Source organism: Streptomyces sp. LN549, from assembly GCF_043203805.1.
GTDB lineage: Bacteria > Actinomycetota > Actinomycetes > Streptomycetales > Streptomycetaceae > Streptomyces.
The window spans coordinates 4,510,041-4,530,426 of sequence record NZ_JAZHRI010000002.1 but is presented as its reverse complement, the minus strand read 5'-3'; the positions used below and the strand labels follow the sequence as shown (position 1 = coordinate 4,530,426).

The following is a 20,386-nucleotide window of genomic DNA, read 5'->3' as shown; positions in this document are numbered from 1 at the left end:
CTCTCCACCTGTCAGGAAACGGCGGGCTGCCCGGTTCAAGGGACGAAGCCGCGCGAGACAGGAGCAGGGAAATGCAGCAGCAGCACCGCATCATCGTCCTCGGAGCCGGATACTCGGGAGCCATCGCCGCCGGCCGCCTTGCCAAGCGACTGCGCCGCGAAGACGTCGCGATCACCCTCGTCAACGCCGAACCCGACTTCGTCGAGCGCGTCCGGATGCACCAGCTGGCGGTCGGCCATGCGCTGACGCCCAGGCCCTTCAGCGAGATGTTCGCGGGCACCGGCGTCGCACTGAAGTACGCGAAGGTCACCGCTGTGGACGCCGACCGCAAGCACGTCACCGTCGTGGACGCGAACGGTGCGGAGGAACTCGCGTACGACACCCTCGTGTACGCCCTCGGCAGTGGCTGGAACAGCCAGGGCGTCCCCGGTACCGACGAGCACGCCCACGAGATCTCCGGCCGCCCCGGCGCCCTCCGGCTGCGCGAACGCCTCGCCGGCCTGGACGCCGGCCAGCAGGTGCTCGTCATCGGCGGCGGCCTCACCGGCCTGGAGGCCGCGACCGAGTTCGCCGAGGCCCGCCCCGACCTCGACATCGCCCTCGCCGTCAGGAGCGGCCTCGGCGACACGCTGTCACCCAAGGGCCGCGGGCACCTGCGGAAGGTCTTCGACAAGCTCGGCATCACCGTCCACGAGCACACCGCCGTCACCGAAGTGACGGCCGACCACGTCACGACCGCGGACGGCACCTCCATCCCCGCCTCGGTCACCGTCTGGACCGCCGGCTTCGCCGTCCACCCGATCGCGAAGGCCACCACCCTGGAGGTCTCCGACACCGGCCAGATCGCGGTCGACGCCACCATGCGCTCGCTCTCGCACCCGGACGTGTACGCCATCGGCGACGCGGCCCTGGTGGCGGGCCCCGGCGACAAGCCGCTGCGGATGTCGTGCGCCTCGGGCGTCCCCACCGCGTGGCAGGCCGCCGACGCCATCGCGGCACGCCTGACCGGCACGAAGCTGCCGAAGACCGCACCCCGCTACTTCAACCAGTGCATCTCGCTGGGGCGCAAGGAAGGCCTCATCCAGTACGTCACGGCCGACGACCGCGCCGTCAGCGCAGCCCTGACCGGCAAACTCGCCGCCGCCTACAAGGAAATGATCTGCAAGGGCGCGGCCTGGGGCGTCGCCCACCCGACCCTCGGCATCCCGGCCCGTCGCCGGCCGGTCGTGCGCGAACCGGCCCTTGAAGGCTCCCCGGCCGTCAACGCGTCAGCGGCCTGACTGACCGGAACCACCCTCACACGAAAGGGCCGAGCCTGACGCGATGGGCGGTAACGGCTGACTGGGTTGCTGCACTTCGCTGCTGAACGGGCGACGCGAACGGCCCTCAGGATGCCTCCTGAGGGCCTCTGGCCCGCCGAGCCCTCGGCCGCCCCCGAACCGGCCGCCAACGTTGGCGATCAAGCGCCACTACGTGCCGGCGTTGCGTCGAAGCCGCCGCCGAGCTCCACCGCCCGGCCACACTCGGTCGCGGCCGGGCCGGAGTTGCCGGCTGGTCAGGATGCGGGACAGAGCGTCTTGCGCAGCCCGATGTTGATGTGGCTGCCGTCGTCATCGGTCAGCGTGATGCCGTCGTAGGAGAACCGCTGCGCGGCAGTGCGGTCCGCGTTCGTGGCGCCGCCGTCGAGGGCCGCGCACTGGTTGCGGGCCGCGTCGATGGCCTTGTCCTCGTCATGGGTGAGGTTGCTGTTGACGTCCATGACGGCCGCAAGGACGGCGTCCCGCTCGGCACCGGTGGGCTCGGGCGGAAGGCCGGTGTCCTTGGCACTGCCACCGTCGTCCGCGTGACTCGACGCCTCGGGTGCGCTGCTCCTGGTGGTGGTGTCGGCCTCGCTGTCGCTGTCGCTGCTGCAGCCGACGACGGCGAAGGCGAGTACGGCGGCGATGGCCGCGGTGGTGGTGCGGATGCGCATGGTCCCCCCAGGCGTGATTCGAGTAGGGACATGTTGGGGGGTGCGTGGCGCCGGAGCCGTGGTGGTGACGGAGTCATGACATGCCGTGACGTGTTTGGAACGATCCCCTCTCCGTGGCGGTCGCTGCCTGCTGAACGGGGCGCCGCGCCGGCGCGCAAGGCGCTGAGGCACGACCAACGCCTCATCGACCTGGCCGGCCGGCCCGCGCTGCCGGCGATTCGGCCGCCGAAGATCAGCCACGAAGGCGGGCGCGCCGCCACTGCCGTCAAGACATAAGCGAGAGGCCCCCAGGATTTCTCCTGGGGGCCTCTGGCCTGCTGTGCACTCGGCAGGATTCGAACCTGCAACCTTCTGATCCGTAGTCAGATGCTCTATCCGTTAAGCTACGAGTGCTTGTGCGTCCTGGGCTTTTTTCTGCCCCGTCGGCGTTGCGAGAACAACATTACATGACCTGCGCCGTGACGCGAAATCCATTAGCCGCACCGCTGCTGAGCTGCGAGATCACCGGTTCGAGCCGCCCCCGATCGGCCCAGTCCTGACGCCGTCCCGACCCCGCCCCAGGGCCACCCCGGCACAGGAACGACCGAAGCCCCGGCCAGTGGCACGGGGCTTCGGTGATCAAGCGGAGGCGGAGGGATTTGAACCCTCGATGGGCTTTAAGACCCAAACCGCATTAGCAGTGCGGCGCCATAGACCGGACTAGGCGACGCCTCCAGCACACCCCGCGCGAACGCGGGTGGTGCGTGCAGATGATGACACAGCTGAGTGTTGCGTCACCAATCGATGCCTACGGTACTAGGCAGTCGGCCGCGAGGGCAAAGCGCCTGCGGTTGCGCAACGCCGTGGCGTCCGGAGCGTTAGTCAGGGCGGGGCGCCCGCCCTTCGTTTCCCGCCGTCGCCGGCCCGGTGCCGACGACACGCACGACCACAGGAGCCCGCATGATGCGTCGTCTCGCCCTCACCGCCGTCGTGTCGCTGGCCGCGCTGGCTGCCGGCGCACCCGCGGCGACGGCCGTGGCCGGTCCCCTTCCGCTGCCGTTGTCGCTGCCGCTGCCCGTGCTGCCGAACGATGACACGGGCACGCATCTCACCGTGGTCGTCTCCGGGTCGGGCAACCCGGAGGCCGACGGCACGTACGAGCTGGAGTGCGAGCCGGCGGGCGGCAGCCACCCCGTGGCGCAGCAGGCCTGCGACCGGCTGGCGCAGCTGCCGGGCGAGAGCGCGGACCCGTTCGCGCCGGTGTCCCGGGACGCGATGTGCACACAGCAGTTCGGCGGACCTTCCACCGCCCGGATCACCGGAACGTGGCAGGGGCGAAGCATCGACTCCACGTTCGAGCGGACCAACGGGTGCGAGATCGGGCGCTGGAACAGCCTGCGGCCCGTGCTCCCGAACGTCCGGTGAGCTGCGGCTGGGCGCGTTCCGGGGCGGCCCGCAGGGCACGTAATGGGCCAGAGTCGTACACCGTATGCACAGAACCTTGGTGAGAGCTCCCCCTCATCCGCCGCCCCTGGCCCCTCCCCAGCCTTTAGACTCCTCCAGTGACAGCCTGAGGCCCGAGGGGCAAGATGGGGCCCGCTGTCGGCAAGGTGCAGTAATCAGGGAGGAAGCGTCGTCGTGAGCAGCAGGCCATCCCGAGGCGCTGCTCGCCTCGCAGCCATACTCGACGCCCTTCCGGACGGGCTTCTGCTCGTCAACTGCAACGGTACGGTCGTCAACGCCAACACCATCGCCCTCGAAATGTTCGAGACGCCGGGCACCGCGCTCGTGGGTCGCGGGCTGCTCGATCTGCTGCCGGAGTTCGACTCCAAGCTGATCCCGGGGTCGATGCGGAGGCCGGAGGCTGCGGACGAGCGGGGCCGGACCAAGCCCACGCGGATGACCGCGCGGCGTACCGACGGCAACGAGTACCCCGTCGAGGTGACGAGCGCCAGCCTGGAGGACGGGCAGGCGGCGTACACCGACGTCCAGAGCTCCTACAGCGGCAGCTACACGGGTGACGAGCTGCTGATGCTCGTCGTGCGCGACCTGTCGGGCACCGTGGACACCGAGGCCGAGCTGGCCCGGTCCCAGCGCCAGACCGAGATGATCCTGCGCGCCGCCGCCGAGGGCGTCGTCGGCACGGACACCGACGGCCGGGTCGTCCTGGTCAACCCAGCCGCCGCCCAGATCCTGGGCTTCCGCGCCAGCGACCTCGGCGGCCAGGAACTGCATCCCCTGATCCTGCACTCGCGCGCCGAGGGCGAGCCGTTCCCGTACGAGGAGTCGCCGCTGGCGGACACCCTCAAGTCGGGGCGCAAGCATCGCGTGCGCGGGCAGGTCCTGTGGTCCAAGAGCGGCGCCCAGGTGCCCGTCGACCTGACCACGGCCCCCGTGCGCGACGGCGACCAGCTCGTCGGCGCGGTCATGACGTTCACCGACCGCCGACCGTACGAGGAGCTCGACGAGCAGCGCAGGACCGAGGTCGCCGAGCTGACCGCGAGCCACACCGCCGAGCTCACGGACCTGACCGAGCGGCACACCGCCGAGGTCTCCGGACTGACGGAACAGCACGCGGCCGAACTGGCGGACCGCACCGAGCGGTACGCCTCCGAACTGGAGGAGCAGGCCGAGCGGCTGGCGGACCTGTCCGCCCGGCACACCCAGCTGACCGCCGTGCTCGGCGAGTCGCTGCGCGGGCCGCTCCAGGAACTGCGCGGCGAACTGTCCACGCTCGCCGCCGACCCCGCGGGCCAGCTGTGGCCCGAGGCCAACCAGATCCTGCACCACCTGGCCGCGGGCTATGCACGCATGACGACGCTGGTCGACAACGTACTGAGCTACCAGCGCCTGGACGGCGGCTCCGAAGCACTCGTCAAGACGAACGTACTGCTCGACGGCGTGGTCACGGCCGGTATCGATGCCGCGGTCGAGCTGATCGGGCCCGGCCGTGCCCAGTTCGCCGTGCACGCGCCGCCGATCGAGGCCGAGGTCGACGCGGGGCGGCTGGTGACCGCGCTCGCGCACCTGGTCGCGGACGTCGCCGGGGTCGATTCGACCGGCAAGGCCCGGCTGGTGCCGGGCGGCGGCTACGTCGACTCGACGGTCGTCGTCGCCGCCGCACAGCGCGGCGACGTCGTACGGATCGAGGTGCGCGGACCGTTCGCCGGGGGAGACCCGGTGCACGAGCCGATCGTGCGCGGCATCGTGCGGGCGCACGGCGGTGTGCTCCAGACGCATGAGATGCCGGGGATGAGCGGCAGTGCGTACGTGCTCGAAGTCCCGCTGGGCACGGGTTCGGGGACCGTCATGCCGCCGATGCCGCCCCAGGCGGAGGTGGCCCCGCCGGTCCCCGAGGCCCAGGGCGATTCCGGTGCCTCGGGTGATGTCGCGGTCACCGAGGGCGGCAGGCGGGGGCGCCGGGCGCGCAGGTCCTCCACGGATGCCTTCCTGGAGAGCCCGGTGGGCGGCTCCGACGGCACGGGTGAGCCCGGGGCCGACGAGTCCGCAGTGGCCGGTGCCGGGGCGGCCGAGCCGACCGGGCGCCGGCGTGCGCGCCGGGAGGCGGGGGGCGACCCCGCACCCGAGTCCGCCGAAATGCCCGCGACCGACGTGGCGGGCCCGCACGCACTCTCCCCGGCCCCGCAGGGTGGGGGCTCCGGGCGCAGGCGCGGCCGGCCCAGCCCGGCGGAGAACGGCGAGCCGGCCGGCGCCGGGCAGCAGGGGCCGGGGCAGGCCCTCGCACTGCCCACGGCTCCCGCGCCTTCGGAGGGGTCCGTGGTGACGGCCGCCGAGGGTGCCCAGGGGGCCGGTGGCCGTCCGCAGCGCGGCCAGACCGTTCCGCCGCAGGGTGTTCCGGCCGAGGCGCCGACGCCAGTACCGGCGGGCGGGCACCGGGCGCACCGGGGCGGCGAGAACCAACTGGCGCTTCCGGCCGCCGGGAACGCCGGAACCGCCGTGGAGGCCGTAGGCCCCGCGGCCTTCCCCGGACACGACGACACCGCCCGGACGCACGGACAGCCGACGCACGGACACGCGGTGCCCGGCCAGACGCCGTACGGACAGACGACGCCCGAACAGCCGGCGTACGGACAGGCACCGGCTGCCGCGCCGGCGCAGCAGCCGACCGGCCGGCGCGCCCGTCGCGCCCTGTCGGCCGCCCAGGACCGGGCCGCCCAGGCCGAGGCGGGTCCCCGCGTCCCCTTCGCGCTCCCGCCCGCCGACGCCGACCGGGTGCCGCCCACCGCCGCCGGGGCCGACGCCTCGCTCCCCGGGCGCCATGACGCGGTGTCCGGCGCGCCGGAGCACGACCACACCCCGCCTCAGGCGCACCCGGTCCCGACCGGGCGACGCCGGGCCCGGCACGGCGATGCGCCTCAGCCTCCGCAGGAGGAGCAGGCCGCGCCGTTCTCGCTGCCCGAGCAGGACGGGCCGGCCGGCCCGTCCGGTCAGCCCTCGCCGCCCGCACAGCCCGGCGGCTGGGGAACGGACGATGCTTCGGGTCAGGGCCCCGCGGCCCCGGAAGGACCCGACGCCGATCCCGGCCCGGCCGCGTCCGGCCGGACCACGCACACCACCGGTACGACCGCGGTCGGCAACGCCCGCGGCGCCGCTCCCGAGGGCGCTGACGGCCCTGCGGGCCCGGCAGGGCCTCCGGACCCGACGGCCCACGACGGGAGCCGCCCGCGGCCGCTGTCGCCCGGTCCCAACGCGCGGCGGCAGCCGCTGCCCGCCGAGGCGCCCGTGCCCGGGTCGCCGGACTCGACGCAGGGTCGGGCGTTCAGCGTGCGGACGCTGGGGCAGGGCGTGCCGTTCGCCCAGCACATCGCCCACCCGCAGAACCAGACGCTCGGCGGCAGTGGCGGGGCAGGCCGGCGCCGCAAGCTCGCCGCACCGCCCGAGGGCGACCGGGACGAGCGCGCCGCCCTGCCGCCGGCGGCCACCACCGCGCCGCAGCCGCCGGCCCCGCAGACCGGCCCCGGTGGCACGGGCGGCACCGTGCAGGGCCAGGGTTCGGGGCAGTTGCTCGCCGCTCCGGCGGCCGAAGGACGCGCGTACGCCATAGGAGCGCCCGACGAGGGCGCCGCCGAGGGACCGGAGCCGCTCGACGGCCCCGGCGGCGCCGTCGAGGTCGCCAACCGCCCCTCCCCGCAGCCCGTCGACGACGAACTCCCCCCGGAGCCGCTGGACAACCCCCGCCGGCTCCTCGTCTGGCCCGCCCCCGACGTCTCCACCCAGCAGGCGCTGAGTGACCGCGGCTACCGGCCGGTGATCGTGCACTCGCGCGAGGAGGTCGACGCGCAGATCGCGGCGTTCCCCGCCGCGCTCTTCGTGGACCCGCTGACCGGTCCCATCACCCGCAAGGCGCTGCAGTCGCTGCGCCAGGCGGCGGTGGCGGCCGAGGTGCCGGTCCTGGTGACCGCCGGTCTGGGACAGGCCTCGCGGGACGCGGCGTACGGTGCCGACCCCGCCGTACTCCTGAAGGCACTCGCCCCGCGCGACAGCGAACAGCATCCGCCCCGCGTCCTGCTGATCGAGGAGCACGAGGAGATCGCGCTCGCGCTGACACAGACGCTGGAGCGGCGCGGCATGCAGGTCGCCTGCGCCGCGACGGACAGCGAAGCGGTCTCGCTCGCGACCCGGATGCGGCCGAACCTGGTGGTGATGGACCTGATGCAGGTACGCCGCCGCCGTGCCGGGATCGTCGACTGGCTGCGCGCCAACGGCCAGCTCAACCGCACCCCGCTGGTCGTCTACACCTCGGCCGACATGAACGGCTCGGAGCTGCCGAAGCTGAGCTCGGGCGAGACGGTCCTCTTCCTGGCAGAACGTTCGACAAGCGACGAGGTGCAGTCCCGCATCGTCGATCTGCTCGCGAAGATCGGCACGAACTGACCTCGCACGGGCAGCGGAACACGCGAACGAGGGCGGTACGGGAGTGATCCCGTACCGCCCTCGTCATGTCCGCCGCGCCGCTGGGGTCAGAGCCGGGTGATGTCCAGCTCGCCCGCCGCGTACTGCTTCCGGATGACCTTCTTGTCGAACTTCCCGACGCTCGTCTTCGGTACGGACGCGATGACCGACCAGCGCTCCGGCAGCTGCCACTTGGCGATGCCCGACTCGGCAAGGAACGCCTTGAGCGCCTCGTAGTCGGCGGTCGCGCCCTCCTTGAGGACGACGGTCGCGAGCGGACGCTCGCCCCACTTGTCGTCCGGGACGGCCACGACCGCGGCCTCGGCCACATCCGGGTGCGCCATCAGGGCGTTCTCCAGCTCGACGCTGGAGATCCATTCACCACCGGACTTGATGACGTCCTTGGCCCGGTCCGTGAGCGTGAGGAAGCCGTCGGGGCTGATCACACCGACATCGCCGGTCTTCAGCCAGCCGTCCTCGCTGAACTTGTCCTCGGGCCGCAGCGCCTCGCCGTCGGCACCGCCGTAGTACGCACCGGCGATCCAGGCGCCACGCACCTCCAGCTCACCGGCCGACTCCCCGTCCCACGGCAGATGCTCGCCGGCGGGGCCGGTCAGCCGCGCCTCGACGCCGGCCGGGAAGCGGCCCTGCGTGATGCGGTAGGGCCACTCCTGCTCCTCGGTCAGCCCCGCGGGCGGGTTGGCCATGGTGCCGAGCGGCGAGGTCTCCGTCATGCCCCAGGCGTGGGAGAGCCGGACGCCGAGCTTGTCGTACGCCTCCATGAGGGAGGGCGGACAGGCGGCGCCGCCGATGGTGACATTGGCCATCGAGGTGAGGTCGCGGGGGTTGGCCGTGACCTCGGCCAGCAGCCCCTGCCAGATGGTGGGGACGGCCGCGGCGTGGCTCGGGCGCTCGCGCTCGATCATGTCCGCGAGCGGGGCGGGCTGCAGGAAGCGGTCCGGCATCAGCATGTTGACGCCGGACATGAACGTGGCGTGCGGCAGACCCCAGGCGTTGACGTGGAACTGCGGGACGACCACCAGGGTGGTGTCCTTGTCCGTCAGGCCCATCGACTCGGACATGTTGACCTGCATGGAGTGCAGGTAGATCGAACGGTGGGAGTAGACGACGCCCTTGGGGTCACCCGTGGTGCCGGAGGTGTAGCACATGGCGGCGGCCTGGCGTTCGTCCAGCTCGGGCCAGTCGTAGCTGGTGGGACGGCCGGCGATCAGCTCCTCGTACTCGTGCACCCGCACCGCGGCGCCGTCCAGGACGGAGCGGTCACCGGGACCCGCGACGACGACGTGCTCCAGCGATGTCAGCTGGGGGAGCAGCGGGGCGAGGAGCGGAAGCAGTGAGCCGTTGACGATGACGACCTTGTCGTCGGCGTGCTTGACGATCCAGACCAGCTGCTCGGCGGGGAGCCGGAGGTTGAGGGTGTGCAGCACGGCGCCCATCGACGGGATGGCGAGGTACGCCTCCACGTGCTCCGAGTTGTTCCACATGAGGGTTGCGATCCTCTGGTCCCCGTCGATGCCGAGCTCGTCGTGCAGGGCGTGGGCGAGCTGGGTGGCCCGCCGGCCGATCTCGGCAAAGCTGCGCCGGTGCGGCTCGGGCTCTCCGGTCCAGGTCGTGACCTGCGACTTCCCGTGGATGGTCATCCCATGGGTCAGGATGCGGGTGACGGTCAGCGGTACGTCCTGCATGGTGCTGAGCACGGCGTCCTCCCGGTGGGCGCTACGCGGCAGTAAGGTTCCGCTGATTCTGCGCACATACCAAGCGGTATGTCACTACTCCCGGGGGAACGAATTCGGTGGCGTCCGGCAAATTCGTCACCAGTCGGACAGGCCGGAGAGCTCTCCTCAGCATGTCCGTGACACGTCGGCGCCGGGGGGCCGGCAGGTCACCGAGGACCTGCAGGTCACCGAGGGCCGGGTCAGCGGACAGGCAGGTCACCGGACAGGAGTCAGCTCCGGATCCTGGCGCAGTTTGCCGAGCGCCCTGGACACCGCGCTCTTGACCGTCCCGATGGACACCCCGAGGACCTCGGCGGTCTGGGCCTCGCTGAGGTCTTCGTAGTAGCGCAGGACGACCATGGCCCGCTGGCGGTCGGGAAGCTTCAGCACGGCACGCCACATGGCGTCGTGCAGCGTCTGCTGCTCGGCCGGGTCGGGGCCGGGCACGGTCTCCTGCTCCGGCAGCTCCTCGCAGGCGAACTCGTCGACCTTGCGTTTGCGCCACTGCGAGGTACGGGTGTTCAGCAGGGCCCTGCGGACATAGCCGTCGAGCGCCCGGTGGTCCTCGATCCGCTCCCAGGCGACGTACGTCTTGGTCAGCGCGGTCTGCAGCAGGTCCTCGGCGTCGCTGGGATTCGCGGTGAGCGAGCGGGCAGCACGCAGCAGCACCGGCCCGCGGGCCTTCACGAAGGACGTGAACGACGGGTACGGGACGTACGGCGCACGCGCACCGTAGGGCGATCGCGCGGTGGCCGGGCTGCGCGTGGCGGCCTGGGCGCGCGGGACTGCCGGGGTGCGCGGCACGGTGTACGGGGCGAGCGACGAGCGCGGCGGATGCGCCGCGGGCGACGTGTGCTGCCCGCGCGGCGGGTGCCCGGTGTGCGTCGGCGCGTGCGGGCTGCGCTGCGGCTCCGGGGTGGTGGCAGCGGCTCCCCTGGAGGCGCCCGTGCAGACTGGCGTGGTCATGGCTCCACGCTAGGAGCGGGCGCTGCCGCGGGGATCGGCCCCAGGTCCCGAAACGGCGTCCGCCTCAGGGTGTAGGAGTGGGGCCACCTCCACCTCCTGTAGGTGGAGGGGCCGTCCTCCCGTACTCAGGGTCGTACCCGAGACCGCGGAACCGGCCCGCGGCCCACCCTCCTCGGGGCGGGCCCGGCAGCTCACCGCGCCCGGCCCAGCACGAGCCCCGAGGTCGGCACCCCCGTGCCGGCCGTGACCAGGGAGGTGGCCGCTCCGGGTATCTGGTTCACCGACGTCCCCCGGACCTGCCGGACCGCCTCCGCGATGCCGTTCATCCCGTGCAGATAGGCCTCCCCCAGCTGACCGCCGTGGGTGTTCAGGGGCAGTGCGCCGGCGGCAACGAAGTCCGCCGCCTCACCCGGTCCGCAGAAGCCGAACTCCTCCAGCTGCATCAGCACGAAGGGGGTGAAGTGGTCGTACAGGATCGCCACGTCGATGTCGGCGGGGGCCAGACCGGAGTTGCGCCACAGCTGGCGGGCGACGACGCCCATCTCCGGCAGCCCCGTCAGATCGTCGCGGTAGAAGCTCGTCATCTGCTCCTGCGCCCGTCCGGCCCCCTGCGCGGCCGCGACGATCACCGCGGGCGGCTGCCGCAGGTCCTGCGCCCGTTCCGCACTGGTGACGACGATCGCCTGCCCGCCGTCCGTCTCCTGACAGCAGTCGAGTAGCCGCAGGGGTTCGACGATCCACCGGGAGGCGGCATGGTCGGCGAGGGTGATCGGCTTCCCGTAGAAGTACGCCGCCGGGTTGTTCGCGGCATGGCGCCGGTCGGTGACCGCGACGTGGCCGAAGGCCTCCGGAGTCAGCCCGTACGTGTGCAGATAGCGCTGGGCCGCCATGGCCACCCAGGAGGCGGGCGTGAGCAGCCCGAAGGGCAGGTTCCAGCCGAGTGCGGTCCCCTCGGCCGTGGGCTCCCGCTGCTGCACCCCGGAGCCGAAGCGGCGCCCCGACCGCTCGTTGAACGCCCGGTAGCAGACGACGACGTCGGCCACCCCGCAGGCGACGGCGAGGGCTGCCTGCTGGACCGTGGCGCAGGCCGCGCCGCCGCCGTAGTGGATGCGCGAGAAGAACGACAGCTCACCGATGCCGGCCGCCTGCGCGACGGTGATCTCCGGGCTGGTGTCCATGGTGAAGGTGACCAGCCCGTCGACGTCGGCGGGCGTGAGCCCCGCGTCGTCGAGGGCCGCGTGCACCGCCTCGACGGCCAGTTTGAGTTCGCTGCGGCCGGACTGCTTGGAGAACTCGGTCGCCCCGATCCCGGCCACCGCCGCCTTCCCGCCGAGCGAATCGGCTCTGCGCACGCTCATGCGGAGTCCTCCGCCACACCGACGGTTACCGTACCGGTCACATGCCTGCCGATTCCGTTGACGCCGACGACCGACACCTCGGCCGTTCCGTCGTCCGCCACCGAGGTGACCGTTCCGCTCAACACCAACGTGTCGCCGGGATAGTTGGGAGCGCCGAGCCTGATGGCGACCCGTCGGAGCACGGCCGAAGGCCCGAAGCGGTCGGTGACGTACCGTCCGACCAGACCGTTGGTCGTCAGGATGTTCATGAAGATGTCCGGGGACCCCTTCTCCTGTGCCAGCTCCGCGTCGTGGTGCACGTCCTGGTAGTCGCGGGAGGCGATGGCGCCCGCCACGATCAGGGTGCGGGTCACCGCGATCTCCAACGGCGCCAGTTCCTCGCCGGTCTTCACTCCGGTCCCTCCTTCACCAGTAGTTCGCCGAGTTCCTGAAGCACCGTGCCGCTGCCGCCGAGATGCGCGTCGAGTTGACGCCCCCAGAGGAAGTGGCGGTGCACGGGATGGTCGAGGTCGGCGCCCGTGCCGCCGTGCAGATGCTGACCCGCGTGCACGACCCGTCTTCCGGCCTCGGACGCCCACCACGCCGCGGTCAGCGCCTGCTCCCCGTACGGCAGCCCTTCGTCGTGCCGCCATGCCGCTTCGTACGCCGTGACGCGTATCGCCTCGGTGTCCATGTACGCGTCGGCGGCCCGAAGCAGCACCGCCTGGTTGGTCGACAGCGGGCGGCCGAACTGCTCGCGGGCGCCGGTGTGTTCGACCGCACGGGCCAGAGAGCCGGCGCACACGCCCGCCTGCACTCCGGCGAACGCCGTCCGGGCGCTGCCCAGCACTTCCTCGTACGCCCCCGGTCCGCCCAGCCGCTCGGCGGGAGCCCCGGCCAGCACGAGCCGTCCGGCCGACCACGGGGCCGTGGTCTCCACGGGTTCGGTCAGCACCCCGGGATCAGCGGTCCGTACGATCCACAGGCTCCGGTCCGCGGCCGCGACCAGGACATGGGTGGCGTCCCGCAGCCACGGAACCAACGGGACGCTGCCGCTCAGCCGTCCGCCCTTCTCCGCATGCACCTGGTCACGGGCAGAAAAGGCCCCCGCCGCCACGGCCGTACCGTCCCTGAGCGGTGGCAGCAGGCGCCCGCGCTGCTCGTCCGTACCGTGCCCGGCGACGGCCAGGAGCCCGTACACACAGCTCGCCACGAAGGGGACCTGTGCGGTCGTCCGGCCCTGCTCCTCCGCCAGCAGCACCAGCCCGAGGAGTCCGGTCTCCTCAACCGCGCCGAGCAGTCCGGCCGCGCAGAGTTCCTTCCACAGCTCGGCGTCCGTACCGCTGCCGGCCCCGACCAGGCGGTCGTGCGTCGACAGGTCCCCGAAGATCCGGGCGGCCAGCCCCTGGGCCGCCGCCTGTTCCTCGCTCGGCGTGAAATCCATGTCAGCCCTCACTTCCCCGGAAGACCGGCAGTACCGACTCGGGGTCCGTCCGCAGGAATTCCAGCCGCACCGGCATGCCCACCCGCACCTTGTCGCAGGGCACCCCGAGTACGTTGCTGACCATTCGGACCCCCTCCGCGAGCTCAATGAGCGCCACCGCGTACGGCCCGCCCTCGCCGTTCTCGCTGTACGCGGGGAAGGACGGGTGGTGCATCACGACATGGCTGAAGACGGTGCCCTCGCCCGACGCCTCGACCGTGTCCCACTCGGGCGACCCGCAGGCGTTGCATCCGGGCAGCCAGGGGAAGCGCAGTGTGCCGCACGCCGCGCAGCGCTGGATCAGCAGCCGGTGGGCGGCGACGCCCTCCCAGAATCCGGCGTTGTCCCGGTTGACCACGGGCCTGGACCGCAGCGTGTTCCCGTTTCCGTCCTTCGGCTTCGGTTGCTCCTCCGGCCCAGCATTCTCCGTCGTCCTCTGCTCCGCCCTCTCCGTCGCCCTCTCCTCCGGCTTCGGCTTCGGCTTCTCCGGCCGGTACTTGAGGATCCGGAAGCGGTGCGTCCCGGCGGGTTCGTCCTGCGCCCGGACGTCCATGCGCGTGGTGACGAAGTAGCCAGTCCCCAGCTTCGTCGTCTTGCGCTCCGACACCGCCTCGATCACCGCGTCGAAGGTGATCCTGTCCCCGGGCCGCAGGAGACGCAGGTACTCCTGCTCGCAGTCGGTCGCGACCACGGAGGTGTAACCGGCCACGTCGAGAAGGCCGAACAGCTCGTCGTACGCCCCGCTCCGGTCCGTGTGCCCCGACAGACCGCCCATCGTCCACGCCTGGAGCATCGTCGGCGGGGCGACAGCGCCAGGTCCGCCGTAGGCAGGGTGCGTGTCCCCCACCGCCTCGCACCAATGCCTGATCATCGGCTCGTTGACCAGGTCCTTGCCGACGCCCGACGTGGCCGCCGCCCGGCCCTCGTACGCCCTGAGCCGCTCGTACAACTCGTCCCGCTCGCCCTGCCCGGCCGTCACCGCTTCCCCCTCTTCATTCCGAGCCGCATCGTCGCGACGATCTCCCGCTGCACCTCGCTCACCCCGCCCCCGAAGGTGTTGATCTGTGCCGCCCGGTTCATCCGCTCCAGCTCGCCGTCCCCGAAGGCGCCGGGCGAACCGCCCCGGACCGTTCCGCTGTCTCCCGTGATCTCCTGGCACATTCGGTAGACCTCTACGGCGCTTTCGGTTCCCGCGAACTTCACGCCGCTCGCGTCCCCGGGAGCCAGCGCTCCCGCTCCCACGGCCCCCACCAGGCGCCAGTTGAGCAGGCGCGTCGCCGCCAGCCGGGCATGCGCCTCGGCCAGCCGCGAGCGGACCCACGGCTCGTCAGCCGGCCGCTTCCCCGTCGCGGGGTCCGGGGTGCGGGCGAACGCGAGCGCCACTTCGTAGAAGTCCTCGGCCTGCATGCCGATCGCGGCGAGTGCCACCCGCTCATGGTTCAGCTGGTTGGTGATCAGCCCCCAGCCGCCGTTCTCCGCCCCGACCAGTGCGGACGCGGGCACCCGCACGCCGTCGTAGTACGTGGCGGTCGTGGTCAGCCCGCCCACGGTCTCGATGGGTGTCCAGGAGAAGCCGGGCGCATCCGTCGGTACGAGAATGATCGAGATGCCCCGGTGCTTGGGCACGTCCGCATCCGTACGGCAGGCGAGCCAGATCCAGTCCGCGTTCTGGGCGTTGCTGGTGAAGATCTTCTGCCCGTCGATGACCCAGGAGTCGCCGTCGCGTACGGCCCTGGTGCGCAGCGCGGCGAGGTCGGTCCCGGCCTCCGGCTCGCTGTAGCCGATGGCGAAGACGAGCTCACCGGCCAGGATGCGCGGCAGGAAGTACTCCTTCTGCGCCTCGGTCCCGTACTTCATGAGCGTGGGACCGACCGTGTTGAGGGTGACCATGGAAACCGGGGCTCCGGCCCGGTAGGCCTCGTCGAAGAACACGAACTGTTCGTCCGCGCCGCGGCCCTGCCCCCCGTACTCGACGGGCCAGCCCAGACCGAGCATCCCGTCGGCGCCGATACGTCGCAGCAGCCGCCGCTGCGCGTCGGGGCCCTGGGTGTCCGGATCCTGGGCGTCCGGGACCTGGGCGGCGGGGCCGGCGTGTCCACGGCCCGCGGGCATCACTTCACCGAAGTAGGCGCGGAGTTCGGCGCGCAGTTCCTGCTGGCGCTCGGTCGGGGCCAGATGCACGGCGGCTGCCTCCCTTGGACAGGCATGGGGATCAGGGTTTCTGACTGTCCGTCAGATTCCGCTCGACTGTCAAGGCACCGGACAGCCCGACCCACCCCGATCCCCGCCTGCCCCTGGAGACCGAACGGCCTGCGTGCACCACCGCAGTGGCGCCACGCAGGCCGCACTTCCCCCACTGCGGCCCGACCCCCCGACCGGACCGCAGCAGGCTCCGGGTCACCAGAGATTGGTGAAGTTCACCGCCACGTTGTGGGTGGACTGGTCGATGTCGGTGAACGCGGAGCCGTTCACCTGGGCGGAGTTGCTCTGGTTCGACGCCCCGGAGCCGGTGGCCTGTTGCTGCGAGGTGGACGAATTCCCGAAGTTGTCCCCACCGACCCCGCTTCCGCTGATCGTGGCCACGCCCGCGTTCGATCCGTCGTTCGCGAACGAGCCGTTGTCGGCCTGGGCCACACCACTGAAGAGGACGGCGGCGAGAGGCAGCGCGGCAACAACGGCGAGGGCACGAGCGGTACGGATGCTTGCCATGTCTATTCCTCCAGGAACCGGAAACAAAGCTGAACCCGGGCCAGTTGGCCGACCGCCCCGGTGATGGTCACGACGTCGCGAGAACAAAGCTGCCCAGCACCGCACCGGCGAACCACCCACACTTTCCGATTCCCCCGCAAGCATGAGGAAGAGAAGATAAACCCCCAGATCCCACAAACTCCCAGGTCAACCCTGCCTGCCGGGAGACCCCGCGCCCTGGGGGAGAAGAAGCGTTCCGTCACCACCCCAGGCCACCACCCTCGAGCACTCACCCTCTTCCCTTATTCGAACATTCATACGAACATAGAACCATGGCCACCACCGACCGGCGAACCGCCACCCTGGCCCTGGCCCACGCGCTCTCCGCCGCCGAGCACGGGCTCCCCGTCATCCCGCTGTCCGCCACCAAGCTCCCCGCCCTGCGCTCCCCACACCGTGACGAGCGCCCTTCGTCCGGCTGCCGGGGCGCCTGCGGACGGCCCGGGCACGGCGTCCACGACGCCACCACCGACCCCGCCGCCATACGCGCCCTCTTCGCTGCCGCCCCCTGGGCCACCGGCTACGGCATCGCGTGCGGACGCCCCCCGCACCACCTCATCGGCGTCGACCTCGACATCGACACCACCGGCCGCACCGACTCCGTGGCAGCCCTGCAACACCTCGCCCTGCAGCACCTGTTCACTCTCCCGCCGACCGTCACGGTGCTCACCCCCAGCGGCGGCCGCCACATCTGGCTGTCCGGCCCAGCCGGCGCGGTCGTGCCGAACTCGGCCGGCCGCCTCGCTCCCGGCATCGACATCCGCGGCGCCGGCGGCTATCTGGTCGGCCCCGGCTCGGTCACCACCCACGGCACCTACCGCCTCGTCCCCGGCACCGGCACCCTCCCGCCCGCGCCCTGCCCGAGCGCCCTCCTCCACCTGCTGACGCCCCCGCCCCGCCCCCACCGGCAGCAAACCCACCCCGACGATCGAGGCCGGGGCCTGATCCAGTTCGTCCTGGCCGCGGACGAGGGCCAGCGCAACACCCGCCTCTTCTGGGCGGCCTGCCGCGCCTACGAACACGGCTTCGGAGACGCGTTGGCCGACGCCCTCACCCGGGCCGCGATCAGCACCGGCCTCCCGGAACACGAGGCACGGGCCACCATCGCCTCGGCCGCCCGCCTCACCACCACCCGCTGCGAGCCGCCGGGGTGACGGCCGACGGCCCGGTCGGCGCACGCTCCTGCAACGTCCATCTGCGGGAGGACGCCGGACCCAACGCCCGCTTCGCGCTGCTGTTTCGGGACTACCTTCGCGCGGACGAGGCCACCCGCCGGGCGTGGGGGCGTTCAAGCAGCGGCTGGCACCGAGCGTCCCGGACCTGTTGGACTACGGGCAGATCAAGACCCCCGCTACAGAGGTCCTGATGGCTGAGGCAGAGCGGGGGCCACAGAATCCGGCTGGGGTGGATGAGTCCGGACCGCTCATGGCCCGTATACCCACCGGTCAGAACCGGATACGGGCGCCCGCAAGCAACGCACAGGGCGGGCCTCCAACCGGAGACCCGCCCTGTGACCTGCTGTTTCTCTGACCTGGCGGTGGGTGTGGGATTTGAACCCACGGTGACATCGCTGCCACGACGGTTTTCAAGACCGTTCCCTTAGGCCGCTCGGGCAACCCACCTCGCGCCAACGGTCAACGAAGACCCGCTTCGACGCGGAGGACAGCCTAGCGGGTCAGCTGTCGCCCTTGCGCTCGCCCAGGGTGACTTCCACCGTGGACGTCTTGCCGTCGCGCTTGTAGGTCAGCTTGACCTTGTCGCCCGGCTTGTGGGTCCAGATCTCCCCGATCAGGGTCGGGCCACTGTCGACGACGGTGTCGTTGAACTTCGTGATGACGTCGCCCGCCCTGAGCCCGGCCCTGGCCGCGGGGCTGTCCTTCGGGACCGCTTCCGTGCCGCCCGCGCCCTGGTCCGAGATGACCGCGCCACCGGTCTTGTCGTCCATCGTCACCGTCGCGCCGATGACCGGGTAGACCGGCTGGCCGGTCTTGATCAGCTGCTGGGCGACGTTCTTCGCCTGGTTGATCGGGATCGCGAAGCCGAGGCCGATGGAACCGGCCTGGCTCTGGCCGGTGCTTCCGGTCGACTGGATCGCCGAGTTGATGCCGATGACCGCGCCGCCGGAGCTCAGCAGCGGGCCGCCGGAGTTGCCCGGGTTGATGGAGGCGTCGGTCTGCAGCGCGCTCATGTAGGAGTTACTGCCGCCCGAGCCGTCGCCGGAGGCCACCGGGCGGTTCTTCGCGCTGATGATGCCCGTGGTGACCGTGTTGGACAGACCGAACGGGGCACCGATCGCGATCGTCGAATCGCCCACCGCCACCTGGTCCGAGTTGCCCAGCGGCAGCGGGGTGAGCCCCTGCGGCGGGTTCTTGAGCTTCAGGACGGCCACGTCGTAGCCCTGGGCCCGGCCGACCACCTCGGCGTCGTACTTCTTGCCGTTGGAGAACGTCGCCGTGAGCTGGCCGCTGTCCGCCGCGGAGGCCACCACGTGGTTGTTCGTGAGGATGTGGCCTTCCTTGTCGTACACGAAGCCGGTGCCCGTGCCACCCTCCCCGTCACCGCCCTGCGCGTCGATCGTGACCACGCTGGGTAGCGCCTTGGCCGCGACGCCCGCAACCGTGCCCGGGTCGCGCTTGAGGTCCTGCGGAGTGCCCGACGCGGAGACCGTGGTGGAACCGGCGGAGTCGGAGCCGTTGTTGCTGTCCGCGGCCCAGAAGCCGAGGGCTCCGCCGACTCCGCCCGCGACGAGTGCCGCCACGACCACCGCGGCCACCAGGCCGCCCGCGCCCCGCTTGCGCGGTGCGTCGGGTGTCTGCAGCTGACCGGGCGGGCCCCATGCCGGGCCGCCGCCCTGCGCCCCGTGCCCATGGGCGTAGGCCGGGACCGCCGGCGGAGGCGGTGGCCAGCCGGCGTCGGCAGCGGACTGCGGTGCGGGCGGGGGCGCGTACTGCGGCGCGGCCGCCGGGACCGGGGCCATGGGGGCGGTCGCCGGGTCCTGGGCGGAGGAGGCCGGCTGCTGCTGTGTGGCCGTCGCGTCCGGTTGCGGCGGGGCGGCGGGCGCGCTCTCGGGGAGTCCCTGGGGAGCGTCGGCCGGCACTGGAGGTGCGGACGGAACGGACGGGGCGGCCTCGGCCGCGGTGCCCTCGTTGCCCTCGTTCTCTGTGCTCACAGCTCTTTACTCCTCGGTTCCACATCATGATTCGGCAAGAGATCCGCTGTGTACGTGTCTGGAGTCAGCTTTTCCCACGGCACGTCAGGCCACTGTAAGCAGGACCTGTGCATCTGTGCACGAGCCTTTACATCGGACAAAACGGTCTCGCGCTACCAGGTGCACCCACCCATGGTCTCCCGGTGACACCATGATGCGGGTGACCCAAGCACGGCAGCAGCGCCCCAGCCAGCATCCCATCCAGGTCATCGCACACCGGGGCGCGTCCGACGACGCCCCCGAGCACACCCTGGCCGCGTACCGGAAGGCGATCGAGGACGGCGCCGACGCCCTGGAGTGCGACGTACGGCTCACGGCCGACGGCCATCTCGTATGCGTACACGACCGCCGGGTGAACCGCACCTCCAACGGCCGCGGCGCCGTCTCCACCCTGGAGCTCAACGAACTCGCGGCCCTCGACTTCGGCTCATGGAAGGACCGCGAGGAGGCGGAGTCCCCGGACTGGGATCCGGTGCCGGGCGAGCTCACCTCCGTACTCACTCTGGAACGGCTCCTTGAGCTCCTCGTCGAGACGAGAGCCGCCGGCCGTCCGCTGCAGCTGGCCATCGAGACCAAGCACCCGACGCGCTGGGCTGGCCAGGTCGAGGAGCGGCTGCTGCACCTGCTGAAGCGCTTCGAGCTCGACGTGCCGCCATCCGACGGCCCCTCACCGGTCCGCATCATGAGCTTCTCGGCCCGGTCACTGCGCCGCATCCAGGACGCCGCACCCGAGCTGCCCACCGTCTACCTGATGCAGTTCGTCTCGCCGCGGCTGCGTGACGGACGGCTGCCGGCGGGTGCCCGGACCGCGGGACCGGGGATGCGGATCGTACGCAGCCACCCGGGGTACATCGACCGCCTGCACCACGCCGGTCATCAGGCGCACGTCTGGACGGTCAACGAACCGGAGGACGTCGAGCTCTGCATCCGGCTCGGCGTCGAGGCGATCATCACGAATCGCCCGAAGCAGGTTCTGGCACAGCTGGGGCGCGCTTAGAGCCTGCGCACAACAGGGGCGGCACCCCTCACCGCCGGTCACAGGGA

At 71.8% G+C, this 20,386-nt stretch carries 16 protein-coding genes and 3 tRNA genes; 6 read left to right on the top strand and 13 right to left on the bottom strand.

Annotated elements, in window-relative coordinates; genetic code table 11:
• Positions 1–71 precede the first annotated feature (71 nt).
• Complete coding sequence (locus SH922_RS20370) at positions 72–1,280, top strand: NAD(P)/FAD-dependent oxidoreductase (protein WP_393059352.1); 1,209 nt, start codon at positions 72–74, stop codon at positions 1,278–1,280.
• 275 nt (positions 1,281–1,555) lie between these two features.
• Here SH922_RS20370 and SH922_RS20365 read toward each other — a convergent pair whose 3' ends face one another.
• The 3 genes from SH922_RS20365 to SH922_RS20355 all read right to left on the bottom strand — a co-directional run bounded on the left by SH922_RS20365 (position 1,556) and on the right by SH922_RS20355 (position 2,686).
• On the bottom strand, positions 1,556–1,972 hold the full coding sequence (locus tag SH922_RS20365; protein ID WP_393059351.1) for a hypothetical protein: 417 nt from the start codon (positions 1,970–1,972) through the stop codon (positions 1,556–1,558).
• Between the two features lie 320 nt (positions 1,973–2,292).
• Positions 2,293–2,365, bottom strand: a tRNA-Arg gene (locus SH922_RS20360).
• Between the two features lie 230 nt (positions 2,366–2,595).
• Positions 2,596–2,686, bottom strand: a tRNA-Ser gene (locus SH922_RS20355).
• A 225-nt stretch (positions 2,687–2,911) separates the two neighbouring features.
• On the opposite strand from SH922_RS20355, the gene SH922_RS20350 reads away from it, so the two are divergent.
• A complete protein-coding gene (locus tag SH922_RS20350; protein WP_393059350.1) occupies positions 2,912–3,376 on the top strand; it encodes an SSI family serine proteinase inhibitor in 465 nt (154 codons plus the stop codon).
• Positions 3,377–3,589: 213 nt separating this feature from the next.
• Entirely contained in the window at positions 3,590–7,846 is a 4,257-nt protein-coding gene (locus SH922_RS20345) for a PAS domain-containing protein (protein ID WP_393059349.1), read from the top strand.
• Between the two features lie 86 nt (positions 7,847–7,932).
• Here SH922_RS20345 and SH922_RS20340 read toward each other — a convergent pair whose 3' ends face one another.
• The 8 genes from SH922_RS20340 to SH922_RS20305 all read right to left on the bottom strand — a co-directional run bounded on the left by SH922_RS20340 (position 7,933) and on the right by SH922_RS20305 (position 16,095).
• The gene (locus tag SH922_RS20340; RefSeq protein ID WP_393059348.1) at positions 7,933–9,582 is read right to left on the bottom strand and encodes a long-chain fatty acid--CoA ligase; all 1,650 of its coding nucleotides are present in this window, start codon (positions 9,580–9,582) and stop codon (positions 7,933–7,935) included.
• A gap of 234 nt (positions 9,583–9,816) precedes the next feature.
• The gene (locus SH922_RS20335; protein ID WP_393063632.1) at positions 9,817–10,404 is read right to left on the bottom strand and encodes a SigE family RNA polymerase sigma factor; all 588 of its coding nucleotides are present in this window, start codon (positions 10,402–10,404) and stop codon (positions 9,817–9,819) included.
• A 353-nt stretch (positions 10,405–10,757) separates the two neighbouring features.
• Complete coding sequence (locus tag SH922_RS20330; protein WP_393059347.1) at positions 10,758–11,924, bottom strand: lipid-transfer protein; 1,167 nt, start codon at positions 11,922–11,924, stop codon at positions 10,758–10,760.
• The gene (locus SH922_RS20325) at positions 11,921–12,316 is read right to left on the bottom strand and encodes a MaoC family dehydratase (RefSeq protein ID WP_393059346.1); all 396 of its coding nucleotides are present in this window, start codon (positions 12,314–12,316) and stop codon (positions 11,921–11,923) included. Before SH922_RS20325 ends, SH922_RS20330 begins: the two co-directional genes overlap by 4 nt.
• Positions 12,313–13,347 (bottom strand): acyl-CoA dehydrogenase family protein, encoded by a 1,035-nt coding sequence (locus SH922_RS20320; RefSeq protein WP_393059345.1) that lies wholly within the window; start codon positions 13,345–13,347, stop codon positions 12,313–12,315. The genes SH922_RS20325 and SH922_RS20320 overlap by 4 nt, the downstream gene beginning before the upstream one ends.
• Position 13,348: 1 nt before the next feature.
• Positions 13,349–14,365, bottom strand: coding sequence for a bifunctional MaoC family dehydratase N-terminal/OB-fold nucleic acid binding domain-containing protein (locus SH922_RS20315; protein WP_393059344.1), 1,017 nt, complete (start codon positions 14,363–14,365; stop codon positions 13,349–13,351).
• Positions 14,362–15,567 carry an acyl-CoA dehydrogenase family protein gene (locus SH922_RS20310; protein WP_393059343.1) on the bottom strand — a complete coding sequence of 402 codons (1,206 nt, stop codon included), beginning with the start codon at positions 15,565–15,567 and terminating at the stop codon, positions 14,362–14,364. The genes SH922_RS20315 and SH922_RS20310 overlap by 4 nt, the downstream gene beginning before the upstream one ends.
• Positions 15,568–15,783: 216 nt before the next feature.
• Complete coding sequence (locus tag SH922_RS20305; protein WP_393059342.1) at positions 15,784–16,095, bottom strand: hypothetical protein; 312 nt, start codon at positions 16,093–16,095, stop codon at positions 15,784–15,786.
• Between the two features lie 311 nt (positions 16,096–16,406).
• On the opposite strand from SH922_RS20305, the gene SH922_RS20300 reads away from it, so the two are divergent.
• Together SH922_RS20300 and SH922_RS20295 are read left to right on the top strand one after the other, a co-directional pair.
• A complete protein-coding gene (locus tag SH922_RS20300) occupies positions 16,407–17,288 on the top strand; it encodes a bifunctional DNA primase/polymerase (RefSeq protein WP_393059341.1) in 882 nt (293 codons plus the stop codon).
• The gene (locus SH922_RS20295; RefSeq protein WP_393059340.1) at positions 17,285–17,500 is read left to right on the top strand and encodes a GrpB family protein; all 216 of its coding nucleotides are present in this window, start codon (positions 17,285–17,287) and stop codon (positions 17,498–17,500) included. Before SH922_RS20300 ends, SH922_RS20295 begins: the two co-directional genes overlap by 4 nt.
• Before the next feature lie 166 nt (positions 17,501–17,666).
• Here SH922_RS20295 and SH922_RS20290 read toward each other — a convergent pair.
• Positions 17,667–17,756 (bottom strand) — tRNA-Ser (locus tag SH922_RS20290).
• Between the two features lie 53 nt (positions 17,757–17,809).
• Positions 17,810–19,303, bottom strand: a complete 1,494-nt coding sequence (locus tag SH922_RS20285) for a S1C family serine protease (RefSeq protein ID WP_393059339.1) — start codon at positions 19,301–19,303, stop codon at positions 17,810–17,812.
• A gap of 190 nt (positions 19,304–19,493) precedes the next feature.
• On the opposite strand from SH922_RS20285, the gene SH922_RS20280 reads away from it, so the two are divergent.
• Complete coding sequence (locus SH922_RS20280; protein WP_393059338.1) at positions 19,494–20,339, top strand: glycerophosphodiester phosphodiesterase; 846 nt, start codon at positions 19,494–19,496, stop codon at positions 20,337–20,339.
• Positions 20,340–20,386 lie beyond the last annotated feature (47 nt).